Below are 20660 nucleotides of genomic sequence, written 5' to 3' on the forward strand. Positions count from 1 at the left end.
CCCCGGACGAACTCGGACGCATACCTGCCAACCAGTGCATCTACCTACTCAGAGGCATACCGCCGTTCCTTAGCAATAAGGTTTGTCATCTATAGATGACAAACCCCTCTTTTCACAGGCAGCGTTTTGAATAAAGTGCCAGTATAAATGTGAGGTTCATCACAAAGACGTTGATGAATCCTCAGCGTCTGGTGAAGCCTCGTCAGACGTACACCCTTAAAAGAGAAAGAGTCATCATGAACACCGTCAAGCGCAAGCTTCTTGGCGTTTTCATACCGATGCTGGCTATGGCCTGCTTCGCAACACCGGCAATCGCCGGCAACGTGAGCAGCAGCAGCTGGAGCGGATATGCCAAGAACTGGTCTACCTTCGATACCCCTAACCGGCAGAAGCAGAATAGCTCAGCTTCCTTCGTGCGAGCTGATAATGTATCTGGGAATCGTACCATTAGGGTATGGGCCCTTGGATACAGCAATGATGACGTGTCATCCAGCGTTGAATTCCTGCGCAGCAATAAGAGTGCTCTTGTATCAAATAACGCTTTCAAGAACGGCCCCAAGCAAATTCATTTGCGTATGCAGAATGTAGAGAACTACATCTCTGCAACGTCTGCGTATGGTGTCTGGAGTCCGGACTCTAACTGATAACGACTAATAACGATGTGGGTGGTGCCACATATTCGGCGTCACCCACATCGTCATTAGAACGATATGGGAGTAGGGAGTAAAGCATGAATAGATTTGTATTCCGTCGGCAGTTGGCGCGAAACGTGTGCAGTGTTCGTTTGCTGGTTGTCGTGGCTATGTCTGTAATGCTGATGGCGGTGCAGTATTGGACCACGTACCACGCGGGGTATCGAATCAGGGAAAGTGCGCCATCGCTCCTGAAGGATGTGATGCTATTCAACCAGTATGGTTCGGCATCCACATTGTATCTGTATTTGCTGCCGTTCTTCGCGGCCCTGATGGGTGGGAGCGTGTGGGCGGTGGAGGAGCGTAGCGGTCGCCTGCTGAACATGCTTCCGCGCGAGGGACGTTCCGCGCTTTTGCATACAAGCATGCTGTCCGGTTTTGTGCTGGGTGGCTTGGGTGGGGTGTTGCCGTTGATCGTCAACCTGTTGGTTTCGGCTGTTCGGACACCACAGTTGTCGTTCATCGAAGGTACATCGGCGGATGAGAATGGCATGATGCTGCCTAAATATGTACTGATTGATTCGTCGTCGTGGGCGTATCCGTTGTACAGGATGAGTCAGCCGTTGCTGATTGCGGTGATCCTGTTGTTGGTGTTTGTCTTGTCGGGTGCGTTCGCCCTGTTGGCGTTGGGCTCGTCCCTGTTCATCCGTCGCAGGCATGTGGAGCTGCTGGTCCCGTTCGTGGCGAGTCTGGTGTGGTGGATGCTGCCCGCGCTGACCGGTGGCCTGGTTCCCGACGAGTGGAGCCAGATCATCTTCCTGAATTTCTCGCATTGGGATGCGCCTGGCACCGCGTGGCGCAATTACTTGGGGATGCTCCTGATGACGGTCGGGATGACGGTCTGCTCGCTGGTGCTCGCGCGGGTGAAGGAGGCCCGCGATGTGCTCTGATCTGTTCCATCCGTTCCGGACCGCGCCACGGGTGATGCGTATCGCAGTGGGGCTGGTGTCCCTGATCGGCGCCGTATGCGCCGTGAGTCTGCTATACGGGGGCTTGGCCCCATCCCTGCACGACGATTACATCGGGTTCATGCGTGTGGGCGCCACTTTGTGCTCGTTGCCGCCGTGTCTGATCGCGGTGGGCGCGGGCAGTGCGAGGTATGGCGCGTTCGAACGGGTGCGCCGCGATCCGAGGAACGAGTTGCGGCACAACCTCGCGTGGCTGACTCTGATGGGCCTGTTGACAGGGGCGTGCTCGGGTGTGGTGTTCGCACTGACCGAGTTCGTCCTGCTCGGCCGGCCGTTCGAGCCGGGCTCGCTGTCGCTGACGGCGATGCTGACGGTGCAGACGGTGATGATGTGCGTGGCCGTGTCGCTGCTGGTGCTGCTGCTGGCGAACTGCGGGCTGCCGTTCTCGCGGACGCTGCCGGTGCTGATTGCCATCCTGCTGTTGGCGAATTGGATGCTGCTGCCGTTGACGGGCGAGGTGACCCGGTACGTGTACTACTTCTGGTATCCGATCAGTCCTTATTGGTCGGATGTGCTCGTCGGGCAGGTGGCGCCGTTCGTCGGCTGGTGTCTGCTGCTCGTCGTCGCGAACGTCGTCGCCTTTGGACACATGGACAGGTTGGAGGCGTGACATGAACGATAGTGGTCGGATGAAGTGGCAGATGGCCCGGTTCCTGCAGTCGCTACATCGGCGCAACGGGTTGCGCGCGATGCTGCTCGTCATCTACGCGGTGGTCGTGTACCGGTTCCTGATCAGCGGTATGGATCCGGGCGTGTTCATCGGCATGTTCCGCTCGTCGGATTCGCCGTTCACTCCGGGGCTGGCGTACAACATGTATGCACTGGTGTACGCTTTGTTCGGTATGGCGATCCCGTTGGAGCAGTTCTCGGAATGGCTCGCCGTGCCCGAGTGCATGGTGTACGTCAGACGCGGCCGGGGACCGGGACGGTTCCTCGCCTACCTGCTCATGATCACCGTGTACTGCGTCGTCTACACCCTGATCCAAGCCGTGGCCCAGCGGATCATGTTCCCGGACGAAGACCCGGTCGCGTTCGCAGGTTCGGCCGTGTGCGCGGCGTGCGTGCTGCTGGCTGCGATGCTGACCGCGAACCTTGGCTACTTGTCGGGGTCGCGCATCGCTGGCTACTTCGTCGTGGTCGTACTGCTGGGACTGCTCATGTCGTTCTCGGAACCGCAGCAGTGGCTGCTCGCCGTCGGTCCGCTTCACGTACCGAACTGGATGCCCGCGGCCATCCTGACGATCCTCATATGCGCCGCGGCGAACCTGATCGCGTTCAATCGGATGCAGATTCTCTGAAGAGGTCGGGATGACGTCGCCAATCGGAAAACCAACCACTTTGTTACCAGCGAAAGGGGAACATCATGTACGTGCAGGTCAGGAACCTCACCAAGACGCTCAAGGGCAGGACCGTCCTCAAAGACGTGAACGCCGACTTCGAACGGGGACGGATATACGGCGTGGTCGGCGCCAACGGCTCCGGCAAGACCATGCTGTTGCGGGCCGTATGCGGATTCATCCGTCCCGACCGCGGGACCGTGACCATCAACGGCAAAACGGTCGAATTCAACCGCAAGCTCCCCGACATGGTCGGTGTGATTATCGAGAACCCCGGATTCATGCCCTCCGAAACCGCAGACGCCAACCTGCGCTATCTCGCCGGCATCAACCATACCTACGACGAGCGGGAGACCACACGGCTGCTGACGTTGTTCGGACTGAACGACCACAGGCACGAGAAGGTCAAGTCGTTCTCCCTGGGCATGCGCCAGAAGCTCGCCATCGTCCAGGCCCTCATGGAGCATCAGCATCTCATCCTGCTCGACGAGCCCACCAACGGCCTTGACGAACACTCCGTGGATATCTTCCTCAATGAGATGAAACGTCAGCGCGACATGGGACGGACCGCCATCATCGCCTCCCACCACAGCGATGAACTCAACCAAATCGCCGACCACCTCTACACCATGACCGACGGCAAACTCGGATGAGCAGTACTATCCCAGCCGGTCGGGGAATGAGGGGGTTGCCGATTGCCCAGGTACGTCCCAAGTGGGATTGCCTCGCGTGACTGGCTGGGATAAACCTTCCGCTGATGGTGCGGGTTGTCGGTTCGATGATTGGGAATCCGATCCTGGATGCGTGGAACCATCCGAACGGCCCGCCTCGGATATTTCCTCGTTCTCTACTACAGCCGTCATGGAATCCCGGACGATTTGCATGACTTCGTTGAGGTCCTGGATGGTTCTGTTATAGACATCAAGATCCTGATGGTCGCGCATCATGAGTCGTGCATGGGTGATCTGCTCATTGAGTCGTGCGCGGGTGTTGTCGTCTCTGACCTTGTTCGCGGATTCTTTGTAGAACCTATCGGCGTCTTCAATGGTTTGGCTCAGTGCGTTCTGTGCGTTGTCGATCTGTTGTTGTTCCTGTGATGCCTTGACCGTGTCAACTGTGTCATGCAGGTTCCTGATCTGGGTTCTGAGCTGGTTATTCGCTCTCCCTATTTCTGAGGCTTGTGTTGTTTTCGTGGGTTAGTTGGTGGGTTGGGGTAGTCGGATGTCGAGGCCGCCGCATCGGAGCATGACGAGGCTGATGAGGTTGTCGACGTGGTGGAAGCCGTAGGCCATGCGGATGGTGACCTTGATCCGGTTATTGAACGCCTCGAGCCTCGCGTTGGAGTAGCCCAGCTCGATCGTCCTGAGGATGTCGGGACGGCGGCGTCTGATCTTGCGTGAGAGTTCGACGATCTCGGGGATGCGGCTGTGGGACGCCCAGAACACCCAGTGCCTGAGCTCCGCGGTGGCTTGTCCGATGGGGTGTTTGAGCAGGGTGCGCAGGAGCTCCTTGAGCTGCCAGGAGCGGTAGAGCTGGCCCTTGGGGTCCGTGTTCCCCAACGCGGCGAGGGATTCGTCCTGCCGGCCGGTCAATTGGTCGGGGTTCTTCAGGACCGCGTATTTGACGCCGCGCATGCGCTTGGTCGCATCCTGGTCGCCGTCGCGCCTCGCATCGTTCCACAGGCGTTTCCTCACCTTGTCGAGCGCGTCGGTCATCCAGCTGACAATGTGGAACCCGTCGAGCACGCGCTCCGCGTTCGGGCAGTGCTCCTTGACGCACGAGTCGATCCAGCGGGCGCCGTCGCCGGTGACGACCCGGATGGACGCCTTCTGCTCGTCGGTGAGCTGCTTGAAGAACAGGTCGAACACGTCCCTGCCGTACCCGTCGTGCGCCCAGATCACCCGACGCCGCTCGTGGTCGACGACGACGGTGATGTACGTGTGGCCCTTCCTGTAGCTGGTCTCGTCCACGCCGATCGACGTGAGATGGTCGAACGGCGAGCCCATCGCGGCCCTGAGCCGGCCGGCGACCCTATGGGCGATGTCTCCGGCGGTCCGCCACGCCACGTGCAGGAACCCGCTGACGGTCTTCTGATTCGCGACCGTCATCAGCCACGCGCACTCCGCCTCGAAATCACGCGTGAACCGGCTCCCCGGCTCCGCCCACGGCACGACGGCGACGACCACGCCGCACCCGGGGCAATCCACCCTGGGCATCATGGCGACCAGCTCCACCCGCCAGCAGCCGAAATCCTGATGACGCCACCGGCGCACCCCGCCGCCACGGTCATAGCCCGGACGCCTCCGCCCGCACCTCGAGCATCGGAGCATGCCCGCGCGCGGGCGCACGCGCACCTCGAGCACGGGCTCGGGACGCATGGGACCGTCGACGATGCGAACATCCTCGACGACCATGCCTTTGACGTTGAGAAGACGTTTGAATATGCTGTTCACCAGGCGCTCTTCGGTTGTGTGTTTATCTTGGTCGAAAACATCCTACCCGGAAAGCGCTCTTCTCTTACTCCCCCAACGCCTCAACGACGAACCACCACCCACGAAAACAGCAATAGCGCCCTATTTCTGCACGAGTGCGATCGAGACGGTCGGCCGTCAGACTCGGATTGCAATTTTCTGTTGAGATCGATGGTTGATATTGCATGATTTTGCCAAGCAGTTCCAAAGACTTGGGATCCCGCACGTCTTTATCCTGGAACTTCGCATATGGTTCCGCCTGTTTCAATGCCTTGTTCCATTCAATCCGCACTATGTCAGATTGCTTGATTGCGTGATTGCATGACGTGAGCGCCGCCTGATGGTCGTAGTTCTTCTTCGCCATGACAAGGCCTGCGGCTGATCCTGCTGCGATGACCAGAACGAGCATGATGCCGGCGATGTGGGTAAAAGGGATATGCCGATGGACGGCCACCTCATCCGTGCTGTCAGCCGATGAATCTTCTGCCAAGGACACATCATCCTTGGCATGTTCCCCTACCCCCATTGGTGTGTCTATCGTCGTTCCCTTCTGTTTGTCAAGCTTGGATACGGGAGTGCTGTTGTTCCGTGCATCGCGAGGCAGCTCATCATCGATGATGGGTGTGATGGGAAGCAGCCGGTGCTTGGGTTTTCCGTCTGTCAACGGTTCCGGTGGAGCCCCAGCGGTTTCAGGGTCTGCAATGGCATGCGCAGCCCACTGGTCGAGTTCCGGCCATGTACTGGGATGATTGCGGATTTGCATGAGGAGATCCCAGTTGGCGGAATCGCTCATAAGATCGGAAAGCTCGCAAGGGTCAAGCTTGGGATTGATGCGGCGCATGCTTCCTTCCTTCCCTCGGGATTAGTGGATGTAAGTGATGCTGGGATTGTTGGCCTGCTCCTTGGTAAGGGTCCTGAGCCATGCGTATGGAAGGCCGCCGCCGGATTCGCTGACGACGATGCTGCCGTCGTCCTTGATTTCCTCGACGATGGCGACGTGTCCGTAATCGGCGCTTGCGCCGAGATAGCCTTTGGCGAAGCTCGCCACGTCGCCGAGCTGTATGCCGCCGCCCGTCGGGTATCCGAATTTTCTGGCGCTTGACGCCCACATCCAGCCGTCGCCCATGTAACCGTCCACAGGTTTGCCGATCTGCAATCGGCGGGCGGCCGCCCACCATGTGCATTGGCCGGTTTCATAGGTGGTGATCTTGCCCACGGGCGTGCCGGTCGCCGCCACATCCACGTTCAGAGTGCCAGACTGCATGACCAACGGTGGCGTGAGCTTGCCGATGGTTCGTCCTGCCGTGGCCGAACAGCCGCCTCCCGCATCAATCGCCGGCTTCACGTTGTCGAGATACCGTTTGGTGATGTTGGGAATATCCGGGTACCTCATGAGGTTGCCTTCGCCCGCGTTATGGGCGATGACCAAAGCCGTCAGGTCGTCAAGCTCGGCGAACGGCATGCCCGGGTGCTTGGCCTTGAGTTGTTTGACGCCTTCCAAGCGGTTTTTCAGATACATGCCGCCGTAATGGGCGTGGACCATGGGCTCGGTGATGCCTTCAGGTGGTGTCTGGTCGGCGCCTTCGGGGTGCACGCCGCGCCATACGCTCCTGTTCATCTGCAGCAATCCCCAGGTTCCTCCGTTGCTGTCGTCGGCATATGCATCCGGTCGGAAACCGGATTCCTGCTTCATGATCGCCGCGATGAAATCCGCGCTCAATCCGCTCGATCGAGCCGCCTCGCTCACCCATGGTTTCGCCTCGTCCGGGACCTCGATCACACTGGCTTCACAACCGCCGTCATCTCCAACGGCAACGGTGGGGATGAACCACAACAGCAGACTGAAGACCATCAGCACCGCCACCGCGCCCAGCAGAAACGGGACACCGACCGCAGCTGATGCCGATGCTGCGATCCCGGCTTTCACCGCCGTTACGGCCCGAGAAACCGTCTGCGTGACTTGTCTCGCAATCTGCGTCGAGGCTCTGGCAGCGGATTTGGCCCCTTGGACGCCCGATCGTACGGTCTTGCCGGAGCGCCTCGCACGTCTGACACGAGCCGAAGCCGTTCTTCCTGCCGCGGCACGTGCCGTCGAACCTCTTGCCGCATGTCTTGTGCGAATAATACCGGTCACGCCGTCGCATATCCGGCTTACGGGGGCCATTGGTGATAATGGGTTGTCGTCCTCGCTGGTCTCCGTCTGTGTCGATTGCGATTCAAGCACGGATCGTGTCGCTTTCACACCACGGTTCAAAGCGCTGACGGTTGTTGTGCCGATCGGGTGCGATGCTTCGGATTCACTGTTCCTGATGATAGTTTGTGGCTGTTTTAGCCCGGCCAGCACGGGCCCATGGGAGAGTCCGCTGACATGACGGACTTTCAAGCCATGAATCGTGCCGTTCGGTCGAACGAGATTGCGTGTGGCGTGGAATGAGTCGGAGGTGACGGGTCTCATTCGGGTTTCCGATCCTCGAATTTCGTGGTATACAACCGATAAAGCAGACTATCGGCATCGATACGCCCATCGAACGGTATGAACGCAGTGCCGCTCTTAGCCATGCCCTGACCGGGCTGCACCCCGGTGAAGAACGCCCGCTGTTCATCGGACAGCTTCAGCAGCTCGCACAAGGCGTCGGCATCCGTGGCGGTCTGGTTCAGCAGCAACAGGAAGTCGCTGTTCGCGAGCATCAGACGCGCATCCTGGTTGGCCAGCAGCTCCTCGATGTTCTGCGTGATGCCGGTGGGGCACAAACCCCATTTACGGGCGCGCTTGTACAGGCGCAGGAAGTATTCGGCCGCATACCGGTTCGAGAACAGCAGATGGAACTCGTCCACCCACAGCCAGGTGCGCCGGCCGAGACGGCGATTCCTGACGACCCGGTTCCATATCTGATCCAGGACGACGAGCATACCGAATGTGCGCAACTCCGCTCCCAGACCGGAAACGTCATAGACCAGGAACCGGCTGGACGTATTCACATCAGTGGCATGGGCGAAGGCGTTCAGACTGCCGGTCGCGTAGATCTCCAATGCTCGCGCGGCATCATGGGCACCTGGCTCATTCAAAGCCGTGAGACGGTCATGCAGGGTGACGAGCGTTGGCATGCCCAGTTCTGGATGCTCCCGCACCTCGCGATACATGCCGATGACCGTACGGTCGATCAGACTGCGCTGCATGCGGTCGATGCCGTCCTGTCCGCCGATCAGCACGCCGAGCATGTTCAGCACGCTCGCACATTTCGACCGTATCGGATCACCCTCGGAATCATCCTCATACTCGATATCCAAAGCGTTGATATGCGCGCGCGACGATTCCCCGATCTCGACTCGCTCGCCGCCAAGACCGGTGCACAACGGCGTGAACTCACGTTCCGGGTCGATGACGATCAGATCATCGTCCGGACGGGTCAGATAGATCTGGGTGATCTCGTTCTTCGCCGCCTGGCTCTTGCCCGACCCGGTCGTACCCAGAACGAATCCGTTGCCGTTCATGCCTTTCGTACGGTCGATGACCACGGGATTGCCGGTGCGGGCGTTCGCCCCATGGAACACCCCGCCCGGCTCGAACAGCTCCTGCGACGTGAACGGCACCAGAATCGCCGCGCTCGACGTGGTCAGCGTGCGACGCATCGGCGGCAGGGGATTCCCCAACGGCAGTACGGCGTTCAGCCCCTCCACCTGCATGTAGGCCAAGGTCTCGGCCACACACGACTGCCCATCGATTGCGGCCGTCACGTCACGAACCGTCTGGTCCAGTTGCTCGCGACTGCCCGCCGACACGTCCACGATCATGAGGGAATCCACCAGACGGTCGCCGTTATGCTCCAGATCATCACGCAGCTCACCCGCCTGAGTCATGGATTCCTGAAGATCATGAGGCAGCATGTCCTCGGGCAGATGCTGTTTGCGGTTCTTGCGCCGCTCGTCGATGGCCTGCATATCCATTTCGGCGATCGTCCGGTTCACGAGCTTCAACCCCTCGGCCTTGCCCCGCGGGGACAGATGGATGCCGACCGTGATATCCGCCTTGATGTCCGTGATGGACGACACTAGTTGATCGCTCAGATAATCCGGGAAGTCACGCACCAACAGACACTGATGCCACACCTCCGCAGTGCCCGAGCTCAACCGGAGCCGACGGCGATCCGACACATCCACGGCGAACGGGGCCACATAATCCTTCGTGGACATGCCATGCGATTTCAGGAAGCCATCCTCGGTGAACGAGAACCGGACACCGTGCCGCAGCATCCCGTGCAATACCGCCAGACGCGACTGCCGGTTCAAGCGGACGCCGACGCAGCCGCCCACCGACCGCAGTTGCGCCGTGGCACGCAACGCGGCACGGTTCAGCAGCGTGACCGCCCGTTCCCCGTCCCGCTCACGCAACGTCAACGTCAGATACTTGTCCGTCACCGCGCCCTGCGAACGCCCGGCGAGACGCCGACGCACATTGCGGTTGAAGTCCCCGCGCAATCCATCCAACGCATCGCTCCGAAGCGACATGGCGATACTGCGCGTCACCTCCTCGGGATCCAGCATGCGCGTGGCGACCGTGATCTGGACTCCCATGTTCTCGCCGATCGAATTCAGGAAACGACCCCACCGGTCCACGACATCCAGCTGCTGATCCTGGGTCGCGACCTGATAATTGATGTCGCTGATCCGCAGCGACACGCTCCACCGGTCGCCGCCAAGGAACACGATGCCATTGGACAGCATCGAATCATAGCCAAGCAACTCCTTCGACGAACGAGGCATGCGACGATTCCCGGACCGCCTGTTCCCGACCTTTCCATGTCGCTTACCGTTGCCTTTGACCGCCTTGCTGCCACTGATGTCAGACATGACGACGTACCTGCCTTCCCCTGATTCGTCTACGGGCCTTCTCTTTCAACGACGGTTTGCCGGGAAACCTCGCGGGAACATAGGGTTCGAGCAGGTAGACCTTCGGACCGAAACGCTGGCGCAGCATGTATCCCAGATACCGTTCAGGCTTCAGCCCTTTCGGACGCCACCAACCCCACAGCGCGAACGGCAGGCAAACCGCAAACAGCAGATACGACCCCAGATCGGACAAGCCCAACGACCAGAACAACGCCGCCTCACCTCCGCCCAGGACGAGCATGCATGCGGCGGCCGCCAGTTGGCGCCAGCTCAGCCCCCACATCACCTTCGCCTCGACATTGGCGATCTCCTTATATACGCGCATCTGCAACATGAAAGAATCCTTTCCCTGATTGGCCCCGGTTGTGGTAGGCGGCTACTCGCCGCCGGCTATGGCCCGGCTGACACGCTGACTCACCGCGATCACGAAGAACAGCAGGATGCCCGCCATCATGAGATTGCCGAAGTTGCCCGTCACCCACGCCACCATGCCCTTGTCCGCGGAATCCGGGATCTTCACGGCATCGACCACGACCCGCTGATAGAACACCAGACAGATGAACACGCACACCGCATTCACCGACGTGCGCGCATACGACTTGAAGAAACCCACGCCGATCGGCTTGGTGTCCTCATGCACCAGAAACGCGAATGGCAACGACTGGAACGCCGTCAACGCATACAATTCGATGAACCGCACATACAGCACCACCGTGAACACCACCGACGCCAACTGGGACAACAGCCACGGGATCACCAGCAGAAAGAACAACGCCGCCTGCCCCATCACCCCGGCATCGCGAATCTGGTCACGCATCAGATCGCCCAGCTGACCGCCGTCGCCCGTCGCCTCATACGACATCTGAGAAGACACTCCCTGCATGAGGAACTGCGTGACCTGATTGAACATCCGAATGAATAGACTGGCGTTCTGCACGGCGATGAACACCAACGCGATCTTGAACATGGTGCCGGCAACGATCTTCACACCTAGATCACGGTCCGACTCGATGCGCGTCGAGTTACGCGCCAGCTCCAACGTGAACATGACCGCGAGCACCACCGATGTCAGAGGCTTGACGGCGACTCCATGCACGTTCACCGCCAACTGGTAAAGAGCGGGATTCCACGTCTCCGGCGCCTGAGATAACAGCCCGGCTGTGATCGAACCGGCGCCTCCGCCGCCGATCATGTTGAGCATGGCTACGATGAAGTCCTCCACGGCAGGCCCCGAATCAGCTCAGCCCAGAGCCACCGCGTTGAAAATCTGCGCAGCCGCGATGATCATGCCTCCACCCACGATCTGCCACAGTCCCGATTGCGTCTGCGGCCCGTTATGATCCTTCAGACCGCCACCGAAGGTAACGGCGCCCCACACCAGCCACAAGCCACCACCGATAGTGGCGAACCTGACGAACAACTGAAGCACCTGATTCAACAAATCCACGACGGCCTCCTCTGACGACGATCAAGGAGCCCGATAGGCAACGGCCTCCGTTGACCTCATCGTCAGGGAAAACCAGCAGGATAGCGGCGGACAGAGGAACCTCGTTGCCCCGCATAGGTATAGGAAGACTGTTTCCCAGTCTGGGCAGTGAAAAGGGAAGGAACAAGCAAAAACTCGCCTCTTCGATTCATAGCGCCACACTCAGCGGAATCAGACCGGAGTGCGAAGTTGGTCGAGCCGTCATCGGCATATGTGCAGCAGCACTGAAGCATCTGTACTTGCCGTTACATATTTGCAGATCTGAAAAAGTCAGAAAAGGAATCCGCAGCGGAAGAATCTTCAGAATGGCGGGCATGTCAGCTGAGATATACCCGCCATCCTATGCATTGCCCCTTTGTCGGGACATGTGCAGTCTACCAGTCATGGGTAAACTTCCACGCCGCCAATGCCGCTAACCATGCCTTCCCGGGTTATGCTGTAGTAAAACTCTTTACTAAAGTTTGCGGGGAGGATGTCATGGCCACGCTCAAGGAGGTCGCGGAACGGGCCGGAGTGTCGCAGAGCACGGTGTCGCGCTTGCTGAACGACCCATCGTTCTCCATCAAGGAGGAGACGCGACGGCGCGTGCTGCGCGTATGCGAGGAGCTGGGATACCGCAACGTGTTCCGTCCCGCGATCGCTGTGCTGGACGCCCCTCCGTCCGGGGAGGAGCTGCAGGACGCATACTTCTCCGATCTGCGGAAGGTCCTTGCGGAGTGTGCGGGGTCGATGGAATTGGACCAGCCCACGTTCATCCGGTCCATACACGAGCTGACGGAACGCGCAGCGGAGTTCGATGGGTTCATCACCGTGGGCGCCACGGTGTTTCCCGAAACAGACCTGCGCGCCCTGCATGCGGCACTCCCACATGGCGTGTGCATCGACACGAATCCGGCACCGCACCTGTTCGACTCCGTACGGCCCGATCTGTCGCAGACGATGCTGGATGCCTTGGACGCGATGATCGCGGCGGGCCGCAGACGCATCGCGTTTCTCGGTGGCGTGGGCAGCATCATGGGCACGCATGACTATCCCGAGGATATCCGCGAACTGTCGTTCCGCCAGTGGGCTGCGCACTTGGGATTGGAAACGGACGGATTAGTGTATTCGTCCGGCACGTTCACCGTGGAGAACGGTTATCGTCTCGCGGAGCAACTGGTGGCCGATCATCGTGAGGCCGGCAGCATGCCCGATGGTCTGATCGTGGCTGCCGACGTGCTCGCGGTGGGGGCGTTGCAGGCGTTGAACGCACTGCGCGTGGCAGTTCCCGACGAGTTGGCCGTGGTGAGTGTGAACAACCAGTCAATCGCCCGGTACACGTCGCCGTCGCTGAGTTCGTATGCGATCGATCAAAGGGAGTTGGCCCGTATGGCGTTCTCCACCTTGATTGATGGGTTGAAGCATGAGCGGCGGGTGCGTCGTCACATCCTGCTGACGACCGAGCTGGTGCCGCGCGCAAGCTTCGTTCCTCAGGCGTAAGACGTCGTCTCGAAGACGGGCGGCACCGGCGTCGATTTTGCTGGAAGGAATTTACTTCACCTGGCGGCCGGCGCACCAGACGTGCCGGGCGGTCCAGTCGGCGGGGTCGAGGAGGTTGAGGTCGGCGGCGTATCCGGGGGCGATGAGGCCGAGCGGGGCTCCGGTAACTGGGTTGGCCTTGTCGAATCCGAAGGCGCGGGCCGGGGTGAGGGTGGCGGCCTCGACGGCGGCGACGGGACTGAAGCCGAGTTCGTTGACCGCGCGCTGGACCGCGACCTCCAGGGTGAGCGTGGAGCCGGCGATGGCGCCGTTGGACACGAGGCGCGCATGCCCGTCGACAACGTTCACGTCCAGCTCGCCGAGCTTGTACGCGCCGTCGGGGCAGTCGGTGGCGGCCATCGCGTCGGTGACGAACGCGATGCGGTGGGGCGCCAGTCCGAAGCCGAGCTTGACCATCGGGTTCTGGACGTGGAAGCCGTCGTTGATGAGCTCGATGGTGACGCGCGGGTCCTCGACCGCGGCCGGGATGGGGCCGGGTTCGCGGTGGTGCAGGCCGTTCATCGCGTTGAACATGTGGGTCATGATGCCGGCGCCCGCGTCGAAGCCGGCCTGGGCGGTGGCGTAGTCGGCGTCGCAGTGTCCGACCGCGGGCACCACGCCGGCGGCAGCGAACTGGCGGATGGCGCCGATGCCGTGCTCCAGTTCGGGGGCGATGGTGATCTGACGGATGCAGCCGAGCTTGCCGGCCGCGGGGTCGGCGCCCGAGGCGTCGAGCATGCGGTCCACGAGTTCGGGCACCGGGTCCTTGAGGCAGTTCGGGTCGTGCGCGCCCTTGCGCTTCAGGGCGAGGAACGGGCCTTCGAGGTGGCAGCCGAGGATGTCGGGGCGGGTGGCCATCTTCTCGCGCACGGTGCGGATGTTGCGGCAGATCACGTCCATCGGGTTGGTGATGAGCGAGAGGACCTGGCGGGTGGTGCCGTGCACCGCGTGGCCAGCGCGGGCCACGTCGATGCCGTTCGGGCCGTCGTCGAAGCTCTTCTCCCAGGCGCCATGGGCGTGGATGTCCACGTAGCCGGGCGTGAGGATGCGGCCGTCCGCATCAATAACCGCACCGTCCGAACCCGATGGAGCGGCCGGGTCGATGCCGACCGTGCGGCAGGCGTGCTCGAACGCCTCCTCGCCGCTGCCGTCCGCCGCCGCGAAACCGGTGGCCACGATCACGCCGCGCGCGTCCGAGACCACCCAATATCCGCTTTGCTCGCCGCGGGCGTCCACCTTGCGAGCCCCGCGGATCGCGACCGGACGGGCCTCGCCCTCCAACGCCGCCGTCACGTGCGCGACGATCTCACTTCTGTCCTGTGTCATGATTTCCTTCCTATATGCGTTCGGGCTCCTTCTTTGCGGAGAAAGAAGGAGCCCGAACCGTTCGATTGCCGTCAGATGCCCTGCCAGGCCGGCTTGTGGGCGAAGGCGTAGCGGTAGTAGTCCTTGTGACGCAGGCGGCTGGCGGCCTCCTCATCCACGATGATCGTGGCGTGCGGGTGCAGCTGCAGCGCGGAGGCCGGGCAGAACGCGCTCACGCCACCCTCGACGGTCTCCTCGATGGCCTCGGCCTTGCCCGAGCCGAACGCAAGCAGCACGAGGTGACGGGCCTTCAGGACCGTGCCGATGCCCTGCGTGATGCAGTGGGTCGGTACCTGGTTGATGTCGTCGTCGAAGAAGCGGGCGTTGTCGATGCGCGTCTGCTCGGCCAGGGTCTTCACGCGCGTGCCGGAGGCGAGCGAGGAGCCGGGCTCGTTGAAACCGATGTGGCCGTCGGTGCCGATGCCGAGGATCTGCACGTCGATGCCGCCCGCGGCCTCGATGGCCGCGTCGTAGGCCGGGCCGGCGGCGGCGATCTTGTCGCCGTCTTCGAGCGGGGCGCCGTTCAGCACGTCGCCGGGCACGTGGACCTTGGCCGGGTCGAGGCCCAGGGGCTCGACGACCGTGCGGTGGATGGTGGAGTGGTAGGACTGCGGGTGGTCGAGCGGCAAGCCCAGGTACTCGTCGAGCGCGAAGCCGCGCACCTTGGAGACGTCGATGTGCTCCTCATGCACGATCTTGGCGAGGGCCTGGTAGGCGGCCAGCGGGCTGGAGCCCGTGGCGAGTCCCAGCACCGCGTCCGGCTTGGCCTTGATGAGGTCCGCCACGCAACGGCCGTAGATCTCGCCGGCCTCCTCCTCGTTCTTGACGATGATCACTTCAGCCATGATTGATTGTCTCTTTTCTGTGGGTGTGTTTTGGGGAATATGCACGGGCGGCGGCATGGTGGTGCATGCCGCCGCCCGTTGCCGGTCAGATGAGTTCGAGGTTCACGTCGAGGGTGAGCGGCCTGCCTGCGGGCAGCTGGTAGGCCGTGTGGACGGGGGCTCCCCAGGAGTCGTCTCCGCCGACGCCCATCTGCGCCGCGAGCAGACGCAGGTAGTTGTGGCGCGGGGCGGGCAGGTCCTCATGGCGGCGCGCGGCTTCGATCATGTAGGTGTTCCATGGCAGCAGGCTGGCCGTGAAGTGACGGTCGCCGCGCTGGCTGACGCGCAATCCGTGGCCTTGGATGTCGGTGGCTTCGAGCCAGCGGACGTCCTCGTGGCTTCCGGTTTCCTGCACCATGAGATACGGCGCCATGCTCGCCTCTGAGGTGGTGTCCCAGATGCCGAGCTTGCCGCCCTGCTTGCGGTCGCGGTAGGTTTCCTCGGGGCCGGGTCCGTAGTAGCGCAGCTGCGTGTATTCGCCGGGCAGTTCCCATTCGACACCGAACGCGGGCAGGCTGGCGGCGTTGGTGACACCGCCGGGGTATTCGACGGTCAATCGCATGCGCATGTCGGACGTGATGCGGTAGGCGACCGTCACGGGCGTGTGGCCCGGGTCGGCGAGCTCGTACCGGTATTCGGCCGTGAGTCCTCCGTCGTCGGATTGCGTGATGCTCGTATCGGTCACGATGGCGTAGCGGCCGGCCGCGAACCATGCTGCACGGTCGAATCCGGAACGGTTACCGCGGTCGTTGTCGGTCAGAGGGCGGAAGGTGACGAGTTCAGGGCGACGGATGACCATTTCCCGTCCGTCCCGCGTCCAGGAGACGATGCCTCCCTGGGTGCGCGACAGGAGGATTTCCTCGTCGTCGCGGCGGATGCCCGCGTTCCACCGGCCGAGCGTGACCGTCGCGCGGCCGTCGTCGTCATAATCGGTCTCGGTGATGTCCCGTTCGGGGTTGAGAGTGCCGGTAAGCTGGCCGAACGCGAGCTCGTAGCCGGCCGGCGCCCATGCAGTGGCTTCGGCGAGCAGGAGATCGACCTCGTAGGTGACCTCGCGCGTATTCCCGTCCGTGTCGATGTCGGGGAAGGCGATGTCATGGCGTTGGGTGTCTCCGGCGGCCACGTCGAACCGGTAGTCGGCGTGCCAGATCTCGCGCCCGTCTTCGAGGAGCCGTGCGGCGAACACGTAATCGTCGGTGCCGATGAACAGGTTGCGGTTCTCGATGGTCACGCCGTGTCCGTCGGGGGTGAGCTTGATCGGCGAATACAGCTGCTTGACCTCCTGCGCCTTGGGGCTGGGCGTGCGGTCGGCGAACACGATGCCGTTGCCCACGAATTCGTAGTCGGTCGGCCGGTCGCCCCATTCTCCGCCGACGCTGAGTCGTTCGCTCCCGTCGGGCAGGCGCTGGACGAGCCCCTGGTCGATGTAGTCCCAGATGAACCCGCCGGAGTAGCGCTCGTACTGTTCGAGGTCGATGAACTCGCTCAGGCCGCCGCACGAGTTGCCCATGGCGTGCATGTACTCGCAGCTGACGAACGGCTTGTTCGCCGCGCCACGCTCGTCGCCGTGTTCGAGCCAGTCGCGGATCTCGTCCGGCTTGGCGTACATACGGCTTTCGAAATCGCTGATCCCATCGTAGGCGTGGTTCCAGTTGACGCCTTCGTAGTGGACGGGACGGCCCGGGTCGAGCCGATGCGCGTGCATGCTCATGGCCTTGAGGACTTCGCCCGCGTAGGATTCGTTGCCCAGCGACCAGACGAGTACGCTGGGATGGTTGCGGTCACGCATGATCATGCTGTCCAGCCGGTCGATGCATGCGCCCAGCCAGGCCTCGTCGTCACCGGGGACGGAGGTGCCCACGGGGATGTCGCCGGGGCTGTTCCAGCTGCCGTGGGTCTCCAGGTTGGTCTCGTCGATCAGATAGATGCCGTATTCGTCGCACAGCTCGTACCAGCGTGACTGGTTCGGGTAGTGCGAGGTGCGCACCGCGTTGATGTTGTGGCGCTTCATGAAGCGGATGTCCCACAGCATGTCCTCTTCGGTGACGGCGCGGCCGCGCCGGCAGTCGAACTCGTGGCGGTCCACGCCGCGGAACACGAGGCGCTTGCCGTTGAGCTTGAGGACGCCGTCCTCGATGGCCACATGCCGGAAGCCGATGCGGGTGCGCGCGGTCTCCAGAACCGTGCCGTCCGCGTCGAGCAGGGTGACGGACAATTCGTACAGGTCCGGGCGTTCGGCGCTCCAGGGGGCGGCGTCGTCGATCTCGGCTTCGGCGTGCAGCGTTCCGGCCGCTTCCGTGGCGGTGCGCCAGACGATGGTGCCGTTCTTGTCTCGCAACGCGAGGTCGGCCGTCGCGGCGTTCGTGGCGCCGTCGATCAGCACGTCCAGCGAGAGCGATCCGATCGACGTGGCAGGCTCCCAATCGGCTTCGGCGTGGATGTCGGAGACGTGGGCGGCGGGTCTCGCGTTGAGCTCGACGGAGCGGAACAGGCCGTGCAACCGCCAGAAGTCCTGGTCCTCCAGCCAGCTCGCGCTCGAATACTCGTAGCAGGCGACCGCCAGCACGTTGCCGTCCTTCCTGACGACGTCCGTCACGTCGAACTCGCTGGGCGTGAAGGAGTCCTCGGCGTAGCCGACGAACGCGCCGTTGAGCCACACGTAGATGGCGGTGGCCGCGCCCTGGAAGGTGAGCGTCACCGTGCGGCCCTCGCGGATGGCCTGGGCGACCGCGCCCTCCGCGGCGAACTTGCGTCGGTAGACCGCCACATGACCATGCTCGGGGATGGCCGGGGCCTTCGGGTCCTCGTGGCCGTCCCACGGGTACTGCACGTTCACATACTGCGGGTCAAGAAGCCCCGCGGTCTCCAGATGCGAGGGCACCCGCACGCGGGGGAACGACGAGTCGTCGAAGCCCGGCGCGGCGAACAGCGGCGACACGTCGCTGATCCAATCCGGCCCGTCGCTCGTCCCGTCGGGGAAGCTGTTCGCCGGCGCCGTCTCGACGCGGACCCGCCATTCGCCGTCAAGGCTCTGCGTGAGATCCGTGCCCTCGCCGCCGGAGGGGGCGTACGACCAGCACGCATGGTCGGAATGGGCGTCGAGCCGGTGGACCGCGTACACGCGCGGGTCGGCGAGCCATGCCGTCGTCGGCATGGACGGGGAGACGATCGGATCGCCGTTCTTCCGCTGATCGTCGGTTGTGTTCATGATGTCCTCGCTTTCGCATCGGATTGCGTCGCGTCGTTGCCGCCGCAGTGCGGGAGCCCTCGAATGTGACTCCTTGCACAACGATGATAAAGATATTTACTAATTTACGCAACTTCTTGCGCATGCCTCGATGGTGACTGCGAGAACCTGTGCAAATCCATTGATTGCAATGATAATTCGGCTGCTACGGTGTCTTTTCGCCCGTGCGTCGCGTCGAATCGTCGAATGCGATTCGTTGGCGTTGCTTGCGACACGCGGTAAAGTTTTTTACTTTTTTGAGAAAGTTCTATACTCGCGTCTTGCGGGATCGGAGCTGTTCCCGCGCACGGATTCTTTACAGGTCGCAAGGAGGCCACCACACCATGAGCGGATCCACCACACAGCGCACGGCGACGCCCGGACAACCGCAGGCAGCGCCCGCGAGGAACATGGGCCAGAAGATCGCATACGCGTTCGGCAATCTGGGACAGGCCGCGTTCTACAACACGATGAGCACGTTCTTCATCACGTTCGTGACCACCGCGCTGTTCATCGACGTGGACAAGACGCTGGCCGCGCGCCTCATTGCGGTGATCACCGGACTCGTGGTGGTCATCCGCATCGCGGAGATCTTCCTCGACCCGCTGCTCGGCAACCTCGTGGACAACACGAACACCCGCTGGGGCCGGTTCCGCCCCTGGCAGTTCATCGGCGGCCTCGTGCCCGGCATCCTGCTGATCATGGTGTTCACCGGCCTGTTCGGCCTCGTGGACGTGAACACCGGCGTGTTCATGGTCCTGTTCGTTATCGTGTTCATCCTGCTGGACGTGATCTACTCGCTGCGCGACATCTCCTACTGGGGCATGATCCCCGCGATCTCCTCCGACTCGCACGAACGCAGCACGTACACCGCGCTCGGCGCGTTCACCGGATCCATCGGCTACAACGGCGTCACCGTCATCGTCGTGCCCGTCGTCAGCTGGTTCACCTGGAAGTTCACCGGCCAATGGGAGCAGGGCCGCACCGGCTGGGCCGCGTTCGCCATCATCATCGCCGTGCTCGGCCTGTTGACCGCGTGGAGCGTCGCGTTCGGCACCCGCGAGAACCAGGGCGAGCTGCGCGCCAAGGCCGAGGCCAACGGCAACCCCATCGAGGCGTTCAAGGCCATCGCCCAGAACGACCAGCTCCTGTGGGTCGCCCTGAGCTACCTGCTGTACTCCGTGGCCAACGTCGCCACCACCGGCGTGCTCTTCTACCAGTTCAAATACGTGCTCGGCGCGCCGGACAGCTTCTCCATCGCCGGCGTCATCCCGGTCATCACCGGACTGGTCACCACGCCCCTCTACCCGGTGCTCAACCGCCGCATCCCGCGCCGCTGGCTGTACACCGCCGGCATGGCGTTCATGATCGCCGGCTACACGCTGTTCATCATCGCGCCCATGAACCTGCCCGTCGTCATCGTCGCGCTCGTCCTCTTCTACCTGCCCGCGCAGACCATCCAGATGACCGCCATCCTGAGCATGACCGACTCCATCGAATACGGACAGCTCAAGACCGGCAAGCGCAACGAGGCCGTCACCCTCTCCGTGCGCCCGATGCTCGACAAGATCGCCGGCGCGCTGTCCAACGGCATCGTGGGCTTCGTGGCCGTCGCCGCCGGCATGGTCGGCAACGCCACCGCCGCCGACATGACCGCCGCGAACATCCGCACGTTCAAGACCTGCGCCTACTACCTGCCGCTCGCCGGCATCGTCGCCAGCCTCGTCGTCTTCCTCCTGACCGTCAAGATCGACGAGAACATGCACGACCACATCGTCGAACAGCTCGAAGAACGACTCGCCTCCGAGGAAACCGACAAGCAGTAA

Annotated in this window: 18 protein-coding genes; 8 read left to right on the forward strand and 10 right to left on the reverse strand. The window is 62.2% G+C overall.

Annotated elements, in window-relative coordinates; translation table 11 throughout:
- Positions 1 to 236 precede the first annotated feature (236 nt).
- The 6 genes from BFAL_RS11045 (at position 237) to BFAL_RS11255 (ending at position 4094) form a co-directional block, all read left to right on the forward strand.
- The gene (locus BFAL_RS11045) at positions 237 to 644 is read left to right on the forward strand and encodes a DUF2712 domain-containing protein (protein WP_174514764.1); all 408 of its coding nucleotides are present in this window, start codon (positions 237 to 239) and stop codon (positions 642 to 644) included.
- Positions 645 to 895: 251 nt separating this feature from the next.
- Positions 896 to 1582 carry an ABC transporter permease gene (locus tag BFAL_RS06820; protein WP_100495486.1) on the forward strand — a complete coding sequence of 229 codons (687 nt, stop codon included), beginning with the start codon at positions 896 to 898 and terminating at the stop codon, positions 1580 to 1582.
- A complete protein-coding gene (locus BFAL_RS06825) occupies positions 1572 to 2270 on the forward strand; it encodes a hypothetical protein (protein WP_055427671.1) in 699 nt (232 codons plus the stop codon). Before BFAL_RS06820 ends, BFAL_RS06825 begins: the two co-directional genes overlap by 11 nt.
- Before the next feature lies 1 nt (position 2271).
- On the forward strand, positions 2272 to 2958 hold the full coding sequence (locus tag BFAL_RS06830) for a hypothetical protein (RefSeq protein ID WP_094729292.1): 687 nt from the start codon (positions 2272 to 2274) through the stop codon (positions 2956 to 2958).
- A gap of 65 nt (positions 2959 to 3023) precedes the next feature.
- On the forward strand, positions 3024 to 3650 hold the full coding sequence (locus BFAL_RS06835; protein ID WP_055427673.1) for an ABC transporter ATP-binding protein: 627 nt from the start codon (positions 3024 to 3026) through the stop codon (positions 3648 to 3650).
- Between the two features lie 147 nt (positions 3651 to 3797).
- Positions 3798 to 4094: a hypothetical protein gene (locus BFAL_RS11255; RefSeq protein ID WP_160319050.1), complete on the forward strand. Its 297-nt coding sequence runs from the start codon at positions 3798 to 3800 to the stop codon at positions 4092 to 4094.
- 99 nt (positions 4095 to 4193) lie between these two features.
- Here BFAL_RS11255 and BFAL_RS06845 read toward each other — a convergent pair whose 3' ends face one another.
- The 7 genes from BFAL_RS06845 to BFAL_RS06875 form a co-directional block, all read right to left on the reverse strand.
- A complete protein-coding gene (locus tag BFAL_RS06845; RefSeq protein WP_055427675.1) occupies positions 4194 to 5450 on the reverse strand; it encodes an ISL3 family transposase in 1257 nt (418 codons plus the stop codon).
- Positions 5451 to 5514: 64 nt separating this feature from the next.
- Positions 5515 to 6309, reverse strand: coding sequence for a hypothetical protein (locus BFAL_RS06850; protein ID WP_236691694.1), 795 nt, complete (start codon positions 6307 to 6309; stop codon positions 5515 to 5517).
- 21 nt (positions 6310 to 6330) lie between these two features.
- On the reverse strand, positions 6331 to 7923 hold the full coding sequence (locus tag BFAL_RS06855; RefSeq protein WP_094667177.1) for a CHAP domain-containing protein: 1593 nt from the start codon (positions 7921 to 7923) through the stop codon (positions 6331 to 6333).
- Complete coding sequence (locus tag BFAL_RS06860) at positions 7920 to 10316, reverse strand: VirB4-like conjugal transfer ATPase, CD1110 family (RefSeq protein WP_055427676.1); 2397 nt, start codon at positions 10314 to 10316, stop codon at positions 7920 to 7922. The genes BFAL_RS06855 and BFAL_RS06860 overlap by 4 nt, the downstream gene beginning before the upstream one ends.
- Positions 10309 to 10689, reverse strand: coding sequence for a PrgI family protein (locus BFAL_RS06865; RefSeq protein ID WP_055427677.1), 381 nt, complete (start codon positions 10687 to 10689; stop codon positions 10309 to 10311). The genes BFAL_RS06860 and BFAL_RS06865 overlap by 8 nt, the downstream gene beginning before the upstream one ends.
- A 42-nt stretch (positions 10690 to 10731) precedes the next feature.
- Complete coding sequence (locus BFAL_RS06870) at positions 10732 to 11577, reverse strand: VirB6/TrbL-like conjugal transfer protein, CD1112 family (RefSeq protein ID WP_055427678.1); 846 nt, start codon at positions 11575 to 11577, stop codon at positions 10732 to 10734.
- A gap of 18 nt (positions 11578 to 11595) precedes the next feature.
- Complete coding sequence (locus BFAL_RS06875; protein WP_025263185.1) at positions 11596 to 11802, reverse strand: hypothetical protein; 207 nt, start codon at positions 11800 to 11802, stop codon at positions 11596 to 11598.
- A gap of 516 nt (positions 11803 to 12318) precedes the next feature.
- On the opposite strand from BFAL_RS06875, the gene BFAL_RS06880 reads away from it, so the two are divergent.
- Positions 12319 to 13320, forward strand: coding sequence for a LacI family DNA-binding transcriptional regulator (locus BFAL_RS06880; RefSeq protein WP_055427679.1), 1002 nt, complete (start codon positions 12319 to 12321; stop codon positions 13318 to 13320).
- Between the two features lie 51 nt (positions 13321 to 13371).
- Here BFAL_RS06880 and nagA read toward each other — a convergent pair whose 3' ends face one another.
- From nagA to lacZ, 3 genes are all read right to left on the reverse strand, one after another.
- Positions 13372 to 14685 carry an N-acetylglucosamine-6-phosphate deacetylase gene (gene nagA / locus BFAL_RS06885; protein ID WP_055427680.1) on the reverse strand — a complete coding sequence of 438 codons (1314 nt, stop codon included), beginning with the start codon at positions 14683 to 14685 and terminating at the stop codon, positions 13372 to 13374.
- A 71-nt stretch (positions 14686 to 14756) separates the two neighbouring features.
- Positions 14757 to 15569, reverse strand: coding sequence for a glucosamine-6-phosphate deaminase (gene nagB, locus BFAL_RS06890; RefSeq protein WP_055427681.1), 813 nt, complete (start codon positions 15567 to 15569; stop codon positions 14757 to 14759).
- 85 nt (positions 15570 to 15654) lie between these two features.
- The gene (gene lacZ / locus BFAL_RS06895; protein ID WP_055427682.1) at positions 15655 to 18816 is read right to left on the reverse strand and encodes a beta-galactosidase, LacZ type; all 3162 of its coding nucleotides are present in this window, start codon (positions 18814 to 18816) and stop codon (positions 15655 to 15657) included.
- A 362-nt stretch (positions 18817 to 19178) separates the two neighbouring features.
- On the opposite strand from lacZ, the gene BFAL_RS06900 reads away from it, so the two are divergent.
- The gene (locus BFAL_RS06900) at positions 19179 to 20660 is read left to right on the forward strand and encodes a glycoside-pentoside-hexuronide (GPH):cation symporter (RefSeq protein ID WP_043164844.1); all 1482 of its coding nucleotides are present in this window, start codon (positions 19179 to 19181) and stop codon (positions 20658 to 20660) included.

Origin of the sequence: Bifidobacterium aesculapii, from assembly GCF_001417815.1 — a bacterium.
Lineage (GTDB): Bacteria > Actinomycetota > Actinomycetes > Actinomycetales > Bifidobacteriaceae > Bifidobacterium > Bifidobacterium aesculapii.

What these genes read in the sequence shown, in the direction of transcription:
- BFAL_RS06820 (WP_100495486.1), top strand. Translation starts at nt 896, where the DNA reads ATGCTATTCAACCAGTATGGTTCGGCATCCACATTGTATCTGTATTTG.
- BFAL_RS11255 (WP_160319050.1), top strand. Translation starts at nt 3,798, where the DNA reads ATGCGTGGAACCATCCGAACGGCCCGCCTCGGATATTTCCTCGTTCTC.
- BFAL_RS06825 (WP_055427671.1), top strand. Translation starts at nt 1,572, where the DNA reads ATGTGCTCTGATCTGTTCCATCCGTTCCGGACCGCGCCACGGGTGATG.
- BFAL_RS06900 (WP_043164844.1), top strand. Translation starts at nt 19,179, where the DNA reads ATGAGCGGATCCACCACACAGCGCACGGCGACGCCCGGACAACCGCAG.
- BFAL_RS06880 (WP_055427679.1), top strand. Translation starts at nt 12,319, where the DNA reads ATGGCCACGCTCAAGGAGGTCGCGGAACGGGCCGGAGTGTCGCAGAGC.
- lacZ (WP_055427682.1), bottom strand. Translation starts at nt 18,816, where the DNA reads ATGAACACAACCGACGATCAGCGGAAGAACGGCGATCCGATCGTCTCC.
- BFAL_RS06855 (WP_094667177.1), bottom strand. Translation starts at nt 7,923, where the DNA reads ATGAGACCCGTCACCTCCGACTCATTCCACGCCACACGCAATCTCGTT.
- BFAL_RS06865 (WP_055427677.1), bottom strand. Translation starts at nt 10,689, where the DNA reads ATGTTGCAGATGCGCGTATATAAGGAGATCGCCAATGTCGAGGCGAAG.
- BFAL_RS06830 (WP_094729292.1), top strand. Translation starts at nt 2,272, where the DNA reads ATGAACGATAGTGGTCGGATGAAGTGGCAGATGGCCCGGTTCCTGCAG.
- BFAL_RS06860 (WP_055427676.1), bottom strand. Translation starts at nt 10,316, where the DNA reads ATGTCTGACATCAGTGGCAGCAAGGCGGTCAAAGGCAACGGTAAGCGA.
- nagA (WP_055427680.1), bottom strand. Translation starts at nt 14,685, where the DNA reads ATGACACAGGACAGAAGTGAGATCGTCGCGCACGTGACGGCGGCGTTG.
- nagB (WP_055427681.1), bottom strand. Translation starts at nt 15,569, where the DNA reads ATGGCTGAAGTGATCATCGTCAAGAACGAGGAGGAGGCCGGCGAGATC.
- BFAL_RS06850 (WP_236691694.1), bottom strand. Translation starts at nt 6,309, where the DNA reads ATGCGCCGCATCAATCCCAAGCTTGACCCTTGCGAGCTTTCCGATCTT.
- BFAL_RS11045 (WP_174514764.1), top strand. Translation starts at nt 237, where the DNA reads ATGAACACCGTCAAGCGCAAGCTTCTTGGCGTTTTCATACCGATGCTG.
- BFAL_RS06835 (WP_055427673.1), top strand. Translation starts at nt 3,024, where the DNA reads ATGTACGTGCAGGTCAGGAACCTCACCAAGACGCTCAAGGGCAGGACC.